Raw genomic sequence first — 14075 nt, 5'->3', positions numbered from 1 at the left:
GGCGTCAGCCCCCGCTCCCCGCCGCCTTCTTGATCGCCTCCCGGATGCGGGCGTACGTACCGCAGCGGCAGATGTTCTCGATGGCGTCGATGTCGGTGTCGGTGGGGTGGGGGGTGCGTTTCAGGAGGGCCGCGGCGGCCATGATCTGGCCCGGCTGGCAGAAGCCGCACTGGGCCACGTCGCAGTCCAGCCAGGCCTGCTGGACGGGGTGGAGGGTGTCGCCGTCGGCGAGGCCCTCGATGGTGGTGACCGTGCGGTTCGCGCAGTCGGCGAGCGGGACCACGCAGGGCTGGACCTCGGCGCCGTCGAGGTGGCTGGTGCAGGCGCGGCAGACGCCCACTCCGCAGCCGTACTTGGGGCCGGTGACGCCGAGAAGGTCGCGCAGGACCCACAGCAGGGGCATGTCGGCCGGGGCCTGGACGGTCACCTGTCTGCCGTTGAGGGTGAAGGAGTACGAACGCATGGGTGCCTCGGAAGGTGAGTCGTCGGTCAGAAGGTGAGCGGGAAGCTGCGGGGTGCGGTGCCGGTCGCGCGGGCGTAGGCGTTGGCGACCGCGCCCGACGCCGCGGGGACGCCCAGTTCCCCGGCGCCGCCCGGCTCCCTGGTCGAGGGCAGGATGTGGGCCTCGAAGTCGAGCGGGGCGTTGCGCTGGCGGGCGTAACGGAAGTCGGCGAAGCTGCCTTCGCGGACGGCGCCCCGGTCGATGTGCAGGCCCGCCTGGAGGACGACGGAGATGCCGTCGGTCGCGGTGCCCATCAACTGTGCTTCCAGGCCACGGGGATTGACCGCCACACCCACGTCGGCCGCCATCACCACCTTGGTCACCCGCGGGTTCTTCGGGTCCGTCGCGTCGATCTCGGCGAGGCAGGCCACGCAGGAGCCGTACTCCTCGTGCACGGCGACGCCCTGGGCACATCCGGCGGGCATGGCGCGACCCCAGTGGCCGGCGGCCGCCGCCTTGTCGAGGACGGCCTTGACGGCCCTGTTCCGCAGGGTCGTCCGGCGGAAGGCCACCGGATCCTTGCCGAGGCTGCGGGCGATCTCGTCCACGACGATCTCCTCGGCGGTCCGCATGGTCCCGGAGTCCACCGACCGCCAGGGACCTAGCGGCACGGCAAGCTCGATACCGCCCGAATCACCGGACAGGCGGCCGAAGTTGTAGAGGCCGGTGTCGCTGGGCTGGGGGCCGGAGCGGGCGGTGCGGCCGCCCTGCGCGGACAGGCCCGCATCGTCGTACGACTCCGAGACCGAGGCCATCGCATGCTCGAAGGCCACCACCCGGCCCCCGGCCACACTGGCCCGGATCCGGTGATGGCTCGCGGGACGCATGCGGCCGTGCCGGATGTCGTCGCCGCGGCTCCACATCAGCTTCACCGGGCGACGGGCCGCCTTGGAGACCAGTGCCGCCTCGATCGCCGCGTCGTGGTTCAGCCGGCGGCCGAACGAGCCGCCGGCCCGCACCACATGGACCCGCACCTTCGACGGACGCAGGCCGACCGCCTGGGCGACCGCGTCGCGCGCGTCCATGGGGGTCTGGGCGGAGAACCACAGCTCCGCCCGGTCGGCGCGGACGTCCGCCACCGCCGTGAGCACCTCCATCGGAGCGTGGCCGACGAACGCGAACGCGAACTCGCCCGCCACCGGGGTCGATCCGCGCGGCGGGGTGCGGAGCCGGGGCACGGCGGCCTTGAGCCGGGAGCGGATCTGCGCGTCCGAGAGGGCGGCGAGCGGGCCGGGCGCCCAGGTCAGACGGAGGGCGTCCCGGGCGCGGAAGGCGTGGTGGAAGGTGTCCGCGACGACGGCGACGCCGCCGGGCAGCCGCACGATCGCGTGCACACCCGGCAGGGCGCGGGCGGCCCGGTCGTCGACCGAGAGGAGCCTGCCCCGGATCGTCGGCGGCCGGGCCACCACCGTGGGTTTCGCCCCCGCCACCGCCACATCCCCGGCGTACTTGGCCCGCCCGGTGACGATGTCCCGCGCGTCGATCCTGGTCGTCGGCCGTCCGATCACCCGGTGCCGGGACGCGGGCTTGGGCTTGCTCGGGACGTCGGGGCGGCGGATCCGCGCCGCGCTCTCGGTCAGCGAGCCGAAGGTGGCGGTGCGCCCGTCCGGGGCGACGACCATGGTGTCGCGGGTGTGCAGGGTCCGGGCGGGCAGGTGCCAGCGCCGGGCGGCGGCGGTCACCAGCCTGGCCCGGGCGGTGGCGGCGAGCTGCCGGGCCGGGCCGTACAGCGAACTCACCGAACTGGAGCCGCCGGTGTACTGGTTGCCCTTGGTGCGGGCGTCGGCCAGCGGGATGCGCACGTCGGCGAGGCGGGCGTCCAGCTCCTCGGCGATCATCATGGCGACCGCGGTGGTGATGCCCTGGCCCACCTCTGCCCGGGGCAGCCGTACGACGATCTGGTTGGCCGCTGTGACCTCCAGGACCAGCATCTCCTCGTCGGTGCCGGTCACCAGGACGTCGGAGCCGGCCCGGGCGGGCTCGGCGCCTTCCGCGGGCGAGGGGGTGCAGGCGAGCGGGGCGGCGACCGTCAGGGTGGCCGCGGCCACCGTGTAGACCATGAATCTGCGGCGGGACGGGCCCGCGGAGGGCTGGGGCTCGGTGCGGTCCAAGCGAGGGCTCCTGTCGGCGCGTGGGGCGGGCCGGGGCACGGCGCGTGAGGGGGCGGTGCGTGTCCCCGTGCGGGTCGCTCGACAGATAGGAGGGGCTCGGTGCGGCTGCGGTTCCCTGCCGGAACGGGCGGCGCCGCGCCCCGGAGACACGTGGCCCGGGGCGCGGAACCGGTCAGGCCCAGGCCGTCACCGGTACGAAGGAGCTGTCCTGGCGGAACAGGTCCGTGCCGTCGGGGAGGTCGACGCGGAGCTGGTAGTCGTAATGGCGCAGGTAGCGGCCCGGGTAGTTGTACGACTCGAGGCGCACCGACCCGGTCGCCGTGCCGGTGCGGGCGATGAAGGTGGCGTCCTTGGCGAACGTCGTCGTGCCGTCGTCGGCGTCGAACCGGCCACGGAAGTCGTAGTGGCGCAGGTAGCGGCCGGAGGCGTCACGGAAGGAGTAGCTGTTCGCGTCCGCCAGACCCGCGACCACGGTGAACGTGGCGGCCTGCTTGTCGGCGGTGGCACTGGAAGCGCTGACCACGGGCAGGTCGAGCACGCCGGACTGCTCCTCCCAGTACCGGGTGGTGTAGTTGGCGGACCGGAAGGAGCGGGTGGCGTTCTTGGTGAGAACCGGGCCGCCGGACACCGTCTCCTTGATGACCGTGAAGTGGCGGGCCGTGCCCGAGATGCCCGCCAGTGCCTTCGGCACGGTCCAGGTCGCGAAGGTGTCGTAGCTGTCGCTGTAGTAGTAGGTGCCGTCGCCGTAGCCGTCGAAGAAGATCCGCCAGCCACCGTTGTCGAGCTGGATCACCGACGGACCCTCGCGGTAGCTGCCCCAGCCCGCCCAGTCGCCCGTCCTGGAGATCGTGTACGGGCCGGTGAGGCTGGAGGCGGTGCCGTACTCGATGTACTTCGCGGTCTCGTTCTTCGTGAACGCGTGGTAGGTCGTGCCGGTCCGCACGATGTACGTGTCGATGTGGTTGCTGCCGATGCCGGACAGGGCCACCGGTGAAGTCCACGCGGTCAGAGCGGAGTTGGTGGCCTTCAGCACGTACGGCGTGAAGATCCACTCGTCGTCGGAGGTGGAGCAGGACACGATGACGTTGACACTGCCGTCGGCGTCCACGAACCACTCGGGCGCCCAGGCGCGGGACAAGTTCGCGATCGGGACCGTGTAGTCGTACAGGAAGGTCCAGCTGACGCCGTCGGTGCTGCGGGCGAAGCCGATGGTGGTGCTGACGTCCTGCCAGGTGTGGGTGGTGTAGGTGAGGTAGTAGGAGCCGTCGGTGTGTTGGAACACGCCGGCGTCCCGGATGCGGTTCGCGGGCGGGGTGTAGGCGGCGGCCCGCACCAGCCGGAAGTCGGTGGCGTCGTCGGACCGGTAGACGTTGACCGTGCCGTCATCGCTGTTCAGGAACGGGACGATGGTGTAGCGGGTGGCGGACCCGGCGGCCGGTGCGGAGGCGAGCGCCGTACCGAGCAGGCCGGGTGTCTCGCCCAGGAGGACCGCTGCGGCGGGCAGGGCGGCCAGCGCCCGCAGCAGGGTACGGCGGGACGGGGATGCGGGGGGCGGTGTGCTCACGGGCGGCTCTCCTGAACTCGTGCGTACGATATTTCGAACGTGGTTCGATAAATCGCCCAGAAACTAAGACGGAGTCAGGTTCACGTCAATGGATTGAACTTGACTCGATGTCACCTGTGCGAAACCTGTACGGCACCTGCCACCTGGCGGTTACCGTTCAGTAGACACCGTTCCCCACGGCTTACGGAGGTGCTCCCGCCATGACGCCCGACCGTGCCGCAGGCCTTGCGGAGTCCGCTCGCGCGCTCGCCGACGGGGAGGTGACCTCCCGCACGCTGGTGGAGCAGGCCCTGGCCCGGATCGAGGCCACCCAGCCGGTCCTGAACGCCTTCCGGGTGGTGCGCGCCGAGGCCGCGCTCGCCGAAGCGGACGCCGCCGACCGGGAGCTGGCCGCCGGAGTGCGCCGCCCGCTGCTCGGGGTACCGGTGGCGGTGAAGGACGACATGGACGTGGCGGGCGAGCCGACCGCGTTCGGCTGCCCGGGCGACTTCCCGCCGGTCGCCCAGGACGGGGAGGCGGTACGGCGGCTGCGGGCGGCCGGGGCCGTCATCGTCGGCAAGACGAACACCTGCGAGCTGGGGCAGTGGCCGTTCACGGAGGGCCCGGCGTTCGGGGAGACCCGCAACCCGTGGCACACCGGCCACACCCCCGGCGGCTCGTCCGGCGGTTCGGCGGCCGCCGTCGCCGCCGGTCTGGTCCCGGCCGCGCTCGGCTCGGACGGCGCCGGTTCGGTGCGGATCCCGGCCTCCTGGACCCATCTGATCGGCATCAAGCCGCAGCGCGGGCGCATCTCGACCTGGCCGCACGGCGAGTCCTTCCACGGCATCACCGTCAACGGCACGCTGGCCCGCACGGTCGCCGACGCGGCCCTGCTGCTGGACGCGGCGAGCGGCAACCACGACCGGGACCCGCACCGGCCACCGGCGCTCACCGTGGCGGAGGCGGTCGGCCGCGACCCCGGCCGGCTGCGCATCGCCCTGTCGCTGAAGCCGCCGTTCACGGCGGTGCCGGCACGGCTGCGCCCGGAGATCCGCGCCCGGGTGCGCGAACTCGCAGAGAAACTCGCCGCGTTGGGACACACGGTCGAGGAGGCCGACCCGCCCTACGGCCAGATCGGGCTCACCTTCGTGCCGCGCGCCACCGCCGGCATCGCCGACCGGGTCCGCGAGGCCCCCGACGCCGCCCTGCTCGACCCGCGCACCCGGGACGCGGCCCGGCTGGGGCGGCTGCTCGGCGGGGCCCCGCTGCGGGCGGCCCGGCGGGCCGAGACGGTCCTGCACCGGCGGATCGGCGCGTTCTTCAAGTCGTACGACGTGGTTCTCGCGCCCACGACGGCCGCGCCCCCGCCGGCGATCGGCGCCCTGTACCGGCTCCGCGGGCTGGCCACCGACCGGGCGATGATCGCCGCCTGCCCGTACGCCTGGCCGTGGAACGTGCTCGGCTGGCCCGGCGTGAACGTGCCCGCCGGCTTCGTCGGCGCCCTGCCGGTGGGTGCCCAACTCCTCGGCCCGGCCCACAGCGAACCCCTCCTGGTCTCGCTCGCCGCCCAACTGGAGGCGGAGTTGCACTGGCACGAGCGGTGGCCGCCGCAGCAGGCGGACAGGGACTCCACGGCAGCCTGACCGCGCGCGGCCGGCCTGCGGACGCCGGTGACGTGACGGCGCGGCAGACGGACGCGGACGCCGGTGACGTGACGGCACGGCAGACGGACGCGGACGCCGGGTGACGTGGCGGCACGACACACGCGGAGGCCCGGCGGCTGACACCACGCCGGTCGGTCGCGGATTCGCGGGCGGCATGCGCACGTTCCGCCCGTACCCTGTGACCATGGACGATGCTTCGATGATCGGGTTCATGGGGCGGGTGACGGGGACGATCGGGCCGGGGCTGGTCGGCGAGGTGATCGTCCGGGTGCGCGGTGGCGCCGAGCACTTCCTCGCCTACGCGGCCGACAGCACGGGCCGGATCGAGCGGGGCACGGTCGTGATGGTGGTGGAGTACCTGCCGCCGAGGACGGTCTACGTCACTGCCGCATACGACAGTTGAGCGCGCTCCGCCCCAGGTGAGGGGCGGATGCGTCAAGATTGCAACAAGGATGCGTCAGCGTCTTCTCGGCGCGTCCCGGCAGGCGCACACTCCCTTCGTTCGGTGCCGAACGGGCACCATGCAAAGGGGGCGTATGCCGATGGTTGTCGGCGTCGTTGCGGGGGCGGTCGTCGTTGCCGTCCTCATTCTGATCGGTCTGTTCAAGATGATGTGGCGGGTCGCCGAGCCGAACGAGGCACTCATCATCTCTGGGTCCAAGCACCGCACCGAGGGGCTCGACGAGGGCTTGGGTTTCCGCATCGTCACGGGGCGCGGCACGCTGGTGCTGCCCGGTGTGCAGGCGGTGCGCAAGCTCTCCCTGGACCTGAACGAGACCGAGTTGCAGGTGGACTGCGTGACCCACCAGGGCATTCCGCTCAAGGTGCGGGGCGTGGTCATCTTCAAGGTGGGCGACGACTTCGTGTCGATCGCCAACGCGGCCCGCCGTTTCCTTGACCAGCAGCGGATGATGTCGGAGCGGGTGCACAACGTCTTCGCCGGTCATCTCCGTTCCATCGTGGGCGGGTTGACGGTCGAGGACATGATCCGCGACCGGGAGAAGCTGACCGGGCAGACCCGGGCGGCCTGCGGTACGGAGATGGAGAAGCTCGGCCTGATCGTCGACTCGCTGCAGATCCACGAGATCGAGGACCCGACGGGGTACATCCAGAACCTGGCCTCCCCGCACGCTGCCGCAGTTCAGCGGGACGCGCGCATCGCACAGGCGGAGGCGAATCGTCTCGCCACCGAGGCCGAGCAGCAGTCGTTCGCCCGGATGGCGGAAGCCACCCGGGACAGCGAGATCCTGCAGGCCGGCTACCAGGCCGAGCGGGACAAGGCGGCAGCACGGGCGCGTCAGGCCGGTCCGCTCGCCGACGCGGGCGCCCGGCAGGAGGTCGTGGTCCAGGAGACGCGGGTCGCCGAGCTGGAGGCCCACCGGCGGGAGCAGCAGCTCCAGGCGGACGTCCGCAAGCCGGCGGACGCCAAGGCCTACGAGAAGCGCACGCTGGCCGAGGCCGAGCGCGATGCGCGGATCTCGGCGGCGCAGGCCAAGGCGAAGGAGACGGAACTCGCGGCCGTGGCCGAGGCGACCCGGGTCAAGACGGCCGCGGGCGCCGAGGCGGAGGCCACGAAGACCCGGGGTACGGCCTCGGCCGCGGCGACCCGGGCCACCGGTGAGGCCGAGGCCGCCGCCGCACAGGCCAGGGGTCTGGCGGAGGCCGAGGCGACCAAGGCCAAGGGTCTCGCGGAGGCGGAGGCCATCAAGGCCCGGGCCGCCGCACTCGCCGAGAACCAGGAAGCGGTCGTCGCCCAGCAACTCGCCGAGAACTGGCCGGAGATCGTCCAGGCCGGCGCGTCCGCCTTCGGCAACGTGGACAACATGGTGCTGCTCAACGGCGCCGACGGCATGGCCGAGTTGTTCGCGAAGGCGCTCACCATGGGCGGCACGGGCCTCGGCCTCGCCCGCCAGCTGCTCTCCTCGATGAACCAGAACGGGCAGCCGCAGAACGGCACTTCGCCGTCTCTCAACGGGGTCGTGACCGCGCCCCCGTCGCAGAAGGTTCCGGTGGAGCAGGAGGACTAGAGCCTGATCCGCCGGACAGACCCCAGGGCCTGTCCGGACCGGTCGGGCGGCCGGGGTTCCCTCACCAGGGACCCCGGCCGTCCGTGTTTCCAGATCCGTTCAGGCGTGCACATGCCCCGGATGCCCCCGTTCGTACCCCCGCCCCCAAGGCCCGCTGACCCGCGAGCACATGGGACCACTAGGGTGCCTGCGTGAGCACGCATACCGATGAGAACGTTCCCGGGCATCACGGCCCGCACGCCACCGCCGAGGCCGACCCGCGTGAGGTCGGCAAGGTGCGCACCGAGTACTCGCCCGCCCACGACGGCGACCCGGACCCGGGCGAGATCGTCTGGACCTGGGTGCCGTTCGAGGAGAACGACGGCCGGGGCAAGGACCGCCCGGTGCTGGTGGTCGCCCGGGAGGCGGCAGGCACCTTCCTCGCCGTGCAGCTGTCCAGCAAGCGGCACGACGGCGACCGGGAGTGGGTGGCCATCGGCAGCGGCCCCTGGGACCGGTCGGGCCGCGATTCGTGGGTGGACGTGGACCGCGTACTGCGGCTGCACGAGGAGGGCATGCGCCGGGAGGCGTGCGCGCTCGACCGGATGCGCTTCAACCTGGTCCGGCAGCGACTTCACGAGCGGTACGGCTGGACCTGACGCGCACTACTGCGCAGCCGTGGGAACGGCCTCCGGAAACGCCCGTACGAAGGCCTCCCGGACCGTCGCTCCCGGCGTACGGTCCAGGACGCCGAACACCACGTGGTCGAAGGTCCGCGCGAACCGGCCGCCGGGGCCGAGCAGCGCCCGGAAGGCGCCCGCGACCTGCGCCGGGTCGTTCTGGAAGACGCCGCAGCCCCAGGCGCCGAGCACCAGCCGCCGGTAGCCGTGGGCCGCGGCGGTCTCCAGCACCCGCTCGGCCCGCCGGGCCAGGGCGGCCGGCAGTTCGCCGGCGCGCTCGGGTGCGGTACGCCGTACGACGCCCGCATTGGGGGCCGCGGCGGTCAGGAAACCCGCGAGGTACGGCTCCTCCAGCAGGCGGCCCCGGTCGTCGCGGAACACCGGCACGGCAGGAGTGTGGATCACCCGGTCCGTGTAGACCGGGTCACGGTGGGCGCGGTGGTGGTCGTAGAACTCTCTGGCCCGGAGCAGACAGGTGTAGAGCGCGGAGGCGCGGCACAGGGCCTCCTCCTGGGCCTGGGCGCCGTTCAGGTAGCCGCCGCCGGGGTTGCGGGCGGAGGCGAAGTTCAGGACGGCGACCGGGGCGTCGGCGAGCCTGCGGGCGGCTTCCAGGCTGCTCTCGCCCGTGACCTCGACGCAGGTCTCCGCATCCGCCGCCGGGGTCACCGGCACCGGCCCGGGGCCGTGCATCCGCGTGCCCGTCCGGGCGGCCTCGAGCGCCGCTGCGACGGAGACCTCCCGGCCGCCGGGTGTGCGGTACGTCCCCGCCGCCACGATCTGCTCGGTCTCCGTGGCGATGCCCCGCAGGCGCGCGCTCACGGCGCCACCCCCGTGGACTCCGTGACCGCGGCCGGCGCAGCCTCCCCCGTCGTGCTCATGCACGCATCCTGGGTGATGCTGGTAGTGCGGTGCAACGGAGTTTCCCGGCGCCGGAACGGTCCGGGAACGCCCGAGAAAACGGAGATTACCGATCTGGAACGTCCCGATGGGCACCCTTGTGCGATTCGTTGCGAGGGTCTTGGCTGGGACGAGTGCCGGTCCGGCTCGCCGAACGCCGGGCCGGTGACATGGTGGAATCTCAGGAGGATCCTGGCATGTCCGACTCGATATCCGATGGTGGCGACTGTACGGAGCACCGCACAGCCGTCACCGAACCCGAGGTGGAGGCCCTCGTCCGGGGCATCTGCTTCAAGACCGGCCCGCCCCGCACGCTCGGGGTCGAAGTGGAATGGCTCGTCCACGAGCTGCGACTGCCGCAGCTCCCGGTGACACCCGAACGACTCGAAGCGGCCTACGCCGCCCTGCGGACCGTGCCTCTCAGCTCGCCGCTGACGATCGAACCCGGCGGCCAACTGGAGCTGAGCTCGCCGCCCGCCGCCTCCCTGATGGAGTGCATCGACACCGTCTCGGCCGACCTGGACACCGTCCGCGCGGTCCTCGCCGAGTACGGTCTGGGACTCGTCGGCGCAGGCCACGACCCCTGGCACGAACCCCGCCGCTACCTCCACGAACCCCGTTACGACGCCATGGAGGCCTGCCTCGACCGCACGGGTGCGGCCGGCCGGCACATGATGTGCAGCTCCGCCTCCGTCCAGGTGTGCCTGGACGCCGGCTACGAGAGCCCCGGGCCGCTCGGGCACGAGCGGCGCTGGCAACTGGCGCACCAGCTGGGCGCGGTCCTGGTGGCGGCGTTCGCCAACTCCCCGCTGGTCGGCCGGCAGCCCACGGGCTGGATGTCCACCCGGCAGCTGCTGTGGATGGAGATCGGCGCCGGCCGGGCGGGCGCTCCCGACCCGGACGGGCAGCCGCGGACCGCCTGGGCCCGGCATGTGCTGGACGCCCCGGTGATGTGCGTCCGCCGCGACGGCAGTCCCTGGGACGTGCCCGAGGGACTGACCTTCCGCGAGTGGATCCGCTCGCGGGCACCCCGGCCGCCCACCCGGGCGGATCTCGACTACCACCTGACCACCCTGTTCCCGCCGGTCCGGCCGCGCGGCCACCTGGAGCTGCGCATGATCGACGCGCAGCCGGGTGACGACGGGTGGATCGTGCCGCTCGCGGTGACCGCGGCGCTGTTCGACGACCCGGAGGCCGCCGAGTCCGCGCACCAGGCGGTGAAACCCCTGACGGAGCGGGCCATGAACCTGCCCGCCCCGCACAATCCGCTGTGGACCGACGCGGCCCGTCACGGGCTCGCCGACCCGGAGCTGCGCGAGGCCGCCGCCGCCTGTTTCGCGGCGGCGCTGGAGGCCCTGCCCCGGCTCGGCGCCGCACCCGCGGTCCTCGACGCCGTGGCGGCCTACCTGGACCGCTACGTCGCCCGGGGCCGCTGCCCGGCCGACGACCTGCTGGACAGCCTGCGCGGCACCGACCTGCCCCCGTCCCGGCTTCGCCCGGCCGGGGGTGCCCGCACCGCGCACGGGAGGAAGGACATCCGCACATGACCGCCCCGGAGACCGAGGTCACGACACCCGAGCCGGACGCCGAGGCGCTGCGTGACCGCGCGCTCGCCTCGCTCACCACCGCCCGCGCCCGCACCACGCTGCTGACCAGCTGCGTCGAGGACCCCGACCTCACCGCCCAGCACTCCCCGCTGATGTCACCGCTGGTGTGGGACCTCGCGCACATCGGCAACCAGGAGGAGCTGTGGCTGCTGCGGGCGGTCGGCGGCCGGGAGGCGATGCGGCCCGAGATCGACGGCCTGTACGACGCCTTCGAACACCCGCGTGCCGAGCGGCCCTCGCTGCCGCTGCTGCCGCCCGCCGAGGCCCGCGGTTACGCGGCCGAGGTGCGCGGCCGGGCCCTGGACCTGCTGGAGACCGCGGACTTCCACGGCACCCGGCTGACCGAGTCCGGGTTCGCCTTCGGGATGATCGCGCAGCACGAACAGCAGCACGACGAGACGATGCTGATCACCCATCAGCTCCGCACGGGACCGCAGGCCCTGACCGCCCCCGACCCCGGACCGGCCCCGCTGTCCACCGGCCCGTCCGAGGTCCTCGTGCCCGGCGGCCCGTTCACCATGGGCACCTCGAGCGAGCCGTGGGCGCTGGACAACGAACGCCCGGCGCACCCGGTGGACGTGGCGCCGTACTGGATCGACACGACCCCGGTGACGAACGCGGCGTACCGGGCGTTCATCGAGGACGGCGGCTACGACACCGAGCGCTGGTGGACGCCGGAGGGCTGGGCGCACGTCCGGCGGCACTCCCTGACCGCCCCGCTGTTCTGGCGACGCGACGGCAACCAGTGGCTCAGGCGCCGCTTCGGGATCACCGAGGTTGTCCCGCCCGACGAGCCGGTGCTGCACGTGTGCTGGTACGAGGCGGACGCCTACGCCCGCTGGGCCGGGCGCCGGCTGCCGACCGAGGCCGAGTGGGAGAAGGCGGCCCGGTACGACCCGGCCACCGGCCGCTCCAGCCGCTACCCGTGGGGCGACGCCGACCCGGCACCCGAACACGCCAACCTGGGCCAGCGGCATCTGCGACCCGCCCCCGCCGGCAGCTACCCGCAGGGCGAATCGCCGCTCGGTGTCCGGCAGTTGATCGGGGACGTGTGGGAGTGGACGGCGAGCGACTTCCTGCCGTACCCGGGGTTCACGGCGTTCCCGTACAAGGAGTACTCCGAGGTGTTCTTCGGCCCCGAGCACAAGGTGCTGCGCGGCGGTTCGTTCGCCGTGGACCCGGTGGCCTGCCGGGGCACCTTCCGCAACTGGGACTACCCCGTGCGGCGGCAGATCTTCTCCGGGTTCCGCACCGCACGCTCGGAGGCCGTCTGATGTGCCGCCACCTGGCGTACCTGGGCCCCGAGCAGCCGCTGGGACGGCTCCTCGTGGAGCCCCCGCACAGCCTGTACCGGCAGTCGTGGGCGCCGCGGCGGCAGCGGTCCGGGACGGTCAACGCCGATGGTTTCGGGGTGGGTTGGTACGCCCCGGACGATCCGCTCCCGGCCCGCTACCGGCGGGCCGGGCCGATCTGGGCGGACCTGTCCTTCACCGACCTGACGCGGGTGGTCCGCGCCGGTGCCCTGCTCGCGGCCGTACGCGACGCGACGCACGCGGGCGCGGACGCCGAGGCCGCGGCGGCACCTTTCGCCGCCGACCGGTGGCTGTTCAGCCACAACGGTGCGATCGCCGGCTGGCCGGACTCCGCAGCACCGCTGGTGTCCGCCCTGCCCCCGGTCGAGGTGCTGTCGATGGAGGCACGCACCGACTCGGCGTTCGTCTGGGCACTGGCCCTGCACCGGCTGCGCACCGGCGAGAACCCCCGCGTCGCCCTCGGTGAGACGGTGCGCCTGCTGGCCGAGGCGGCCCCCGCCTCCCGGCTGAACCTGCTGCTCACCGACGGCGCCACCATCACCGCCACCACCTGGGGCGACAGCCTCTGGTACCGCACGGAGCCCGGCACGGGCACGGTCGTCGCCTCCGAACCGTACGACGACGATCCGCTCTGGCAGGAGGTCCCCGACCGCACCGTGCTCACGGCGAGCCGCGGCGGCGTGCTGCTCGCCCCGCTCGAGGACCCGGCGTCCTCCCCCACTCTCGACTCCGCTCGAGCGGGAGCACCCCCATCACCGAAGGAGCCCTGTACGTGAGTCCCCTGCACGTCACCCGCACTCTCCCCGAGGACGCCACGGACGCCGCGCTGCGCGCCGACGTCCTGAGCGGCCTCACCGTCAACCCCAAGACGCTGCCGCCCAAGTGGTTCTACGACGCCCGGGGCAGCGAGCTGTTCGAGCAGATCACGAAGCTGCCCGAGTACTACCCGACGCGGGCCGAGCGCGAGATCCTCGCCACCCGGTCCGGCGAGATCGCCGCCGCGAGCGGTGCCCGCACCCTGGTCGAGCTGGGCTCCGGATCCTCCGAGAAGACCCGCTATCTGATCGGCGCGCTCACCTCGCTGGCGGCCTACGTCCCCGTCGACGTCAGCGAGAGCGCCCTCGTCCAGGCCGGACAGGCGCTCATCGAGGAGCGGCCCGGGCTCGAGGTGCACGCGCTGATCGCCGACTTCACCGCCCCGCTGACCCTCCCCGAGACGCCCGGGCCACGGCTCGTGGCGTTCCTCGGCGGCACGATCGGCAACCTGCTGCCCGCCGAACGGGCGAAGTTCCTGGCCTCCGCCCGGAGCCTGCTCGCGCCGGGCGACGGGCTGCTGCTCGGCACGGATCTGGTCAAGGACGAGCGGGTGCTGGTCCGGGCGTACGACGACGCGGCCGGGGTGACGGCCGCGTTCAACAGGAACGTCCTGGCCGTGGTCGACCGGGAGCTGGGCGCGGACTTCGACCCGGACGCCTTCGAGCATGTGGCGCTGTGGGACGCGGAGCAGGAGTGGATCGAGATGCGGCTGCGCTCGCGCACCGCGCAGACCGTCAAGGTGCCCGCGCTGGACCTGGCCGTGGACTTCGCAGCGGGCGAGGAGCTGCGCACCGAGGTGTCGGCGAAGTTCCGCGAGGAAGGGGTGAGCGCGGAACTCGCCGCGGCAGGGCTGGAGTTGACCCACTGGTGGACGGACTCCGAGGACCGCTTCGCGCTGTCGCTCAGCGTGGTGCGGTGACGGTCGCTCCGCCCGGT

12 protein-coding genes are annotated in these 14075 nt (G+C 73.1%); 8 read left to right on the top strand and 4 right to left on the bottom strand.

Annotated elements, in window-relative coordinates:
• Positions 1-4: 4 nt before the first annotated feature.
• The 3 genes from ABZ471_RS10665 to ABZ471_RS10655 all read right to left on the bottom strand — a co-directional run bounded on the left by ABZ471_RS10665 (position 5) and on the right by ABZ471_RS10655 (position 4177).
• Complete coding sequence (locus tag ABZ471_RS10665) at positions 5-463, bottom strand: (2Fe-2S)-binding protein (protein WP_359064648.1); 459 nt, start codon at positions 461-463, stop codon at positions 5-7.
• Between the two features lie 26 nt (positions 464-489).
• A complete protein-coding gene (locus ABZ471_RS10660; protein WP_359064834.1) occupies positions 490-2562 on the bottom strand; it encodes a molybdopterin cofactor-binding domain-containing protein in 2073 nt (690 codons plus the stop codon).
• A gap of 223 nt (positions 2563-2785) precedes the next feature.
• Positions 2786-4177: a glycoside hydrolase family 43 protein gene (locus ABZ471_RS10655; RefSeq protein ID WP_359064646.1), complete on the bottom strand. Its 1392-nt coding sequence runs from the start codon at positions 4175-4177 to the stop codon at positions 2786-2788.
• A gap of 200 nt (positions 4178-4377) precedes the next feature.
• Here ABZ471_RS10655 and ABZ471_RS10650 point away from each other — a divergent pair, with 200 nt between their 5' ends.
• The 4 genes from ABZ471_RS10650 (at position 4378) to ABZ471_RS10635 (ending at position 8485) form a co-directional block, all read left to right on the top strand.
• A complete protein-coding gene (locus ABZ471_RS10650) occupies positions 4378-5799 on the top strand; it encodes an amidase (RefSeq protein ID WP_359064644.1) in 1422 nt (473 codons plus the stop codon).
• Between the two features lie 205 nt (positions 5800-6004).
• Positions 6005-6223, top strand: coding sequence for a hypothetical protein (locus ABZ471_RS10645; protein ID WP_359064642.1), 219 nt, complete (start codon positions 6005-6007; stop codon positions 6221-6223).
• Between the two features lie 133 nt (positions 6224-6356).
• Positions 6357-7847 carry an SPFH domain-containing protein gene (locus ABZ471_RS10640; RefSeq protein ID WP_359064640.1) on the top strand — a complete coding sequence of 497 codons (1491 nt, stop codon included), beginning with the start codon at positions 6357-6359 and terminating at the stop codon, positions 7845-7847.
• 191 nt (positions 7848-8038) lie between these two features.
• Positions 8039-8485 carry a type II toxin-antitoxin system PemK/MazF family toxin gene (locus tag ABZ471_RS10635; RefSeq protein WP_359064638.1) on the top strand — a complete coding sequence of 149 codons (447 nt, stop codon included), beginning with the start codon at positions 8039-8041 and terminating at the stop codon, positions 8483-8485.
• A gap of 6 nt (positions 8486-8491) precedes the next feature.
• On the opposite strand, the gene ABZ471_RS10630 is transcribed toward ABZ471_RS10635, so the two are convergent.
• Complete coding sequence (locus tag ABZ471_RS10630; protein WP_359064636.1) at positions 8492-9325, bottom strand: TIGR02452 family protein; 834 nt, start codon at positions 9323-9325, stop codon at positions 8492-8494.
• Between the two features lie 275 nt (positions 9326-9600).
• Here ABZ471_RS10630 and egtA point away from each other — a divergent pair, with 275 nt between their 5' ends.
• The 4 genes from egtA to egtD are packed head-to-tail and all read left to right on the top strand — an operon-like array spanning position 9601 to position 14058.
• A complete protein-coding gene (gene egtA / locus ABZ471_RS10625) occupies positions 9601-10950 on the top strand; it encodes an ergothioneine biosynthesis glutamate--cysteine ligase EgtA (protein ID WP_359064635.1) in 1350 nt (449 codons plus the stop codon).
• Complete coding sequence (gene egtB / locus ABZ471_RS10620) at positions 10947-12284, top strand: ergothioneine biosynthesis protein EgtB (protein ID WP_359064633.1); 1338 nt, start codon at positions 10947-10949, stop codon at positions 12282-12284. Before egtA ends, egtB begins: the two co-directional genes overlap by 4 nt.
• Positions 12284-13099, top strand: coding sequence for an ergothioneine biosynthesis protein EgtC (gene egtC / locus ABZ471_RS10615; protein WP_359064631.1), 816 nt, complete (start codon positions 12284-12286; stop codon positions 13097-13099). Before egtB ends, egtC begins: the two co-directional genes overlap by 1 nt.
• Positions 13096-14058 (top strand): L-histidine N(alpha)-methyltransferase, encoded by a 963-nt coding sequence (egtD, locus tag ABZ471_RS10610; protein ID WP_359064629.1) that lies wholly within the window; start codon positions 13096-13098, stop codon positions 14056-14058. Before egtC ends, egtD begins: the two co-directional genes overlap by 4 nt.
• The last annotated feature ends 17 nt before the right edge of the window (positions 14059-14075 follow it).

The organism is Streptomyces sp. NPDC005728 (assembly GCF_040630895.1).
Lineage (GTDB): Bacteria > Actinomycetota > Actinomycetes > Streptomycetales > Streptomycetaceae > Streptomyces.
The sequence above is the reverse complement of the archived record's forward strand: the minus strand, read 5'-3'. Positions and strand labels throughout refer to the sequence as shown.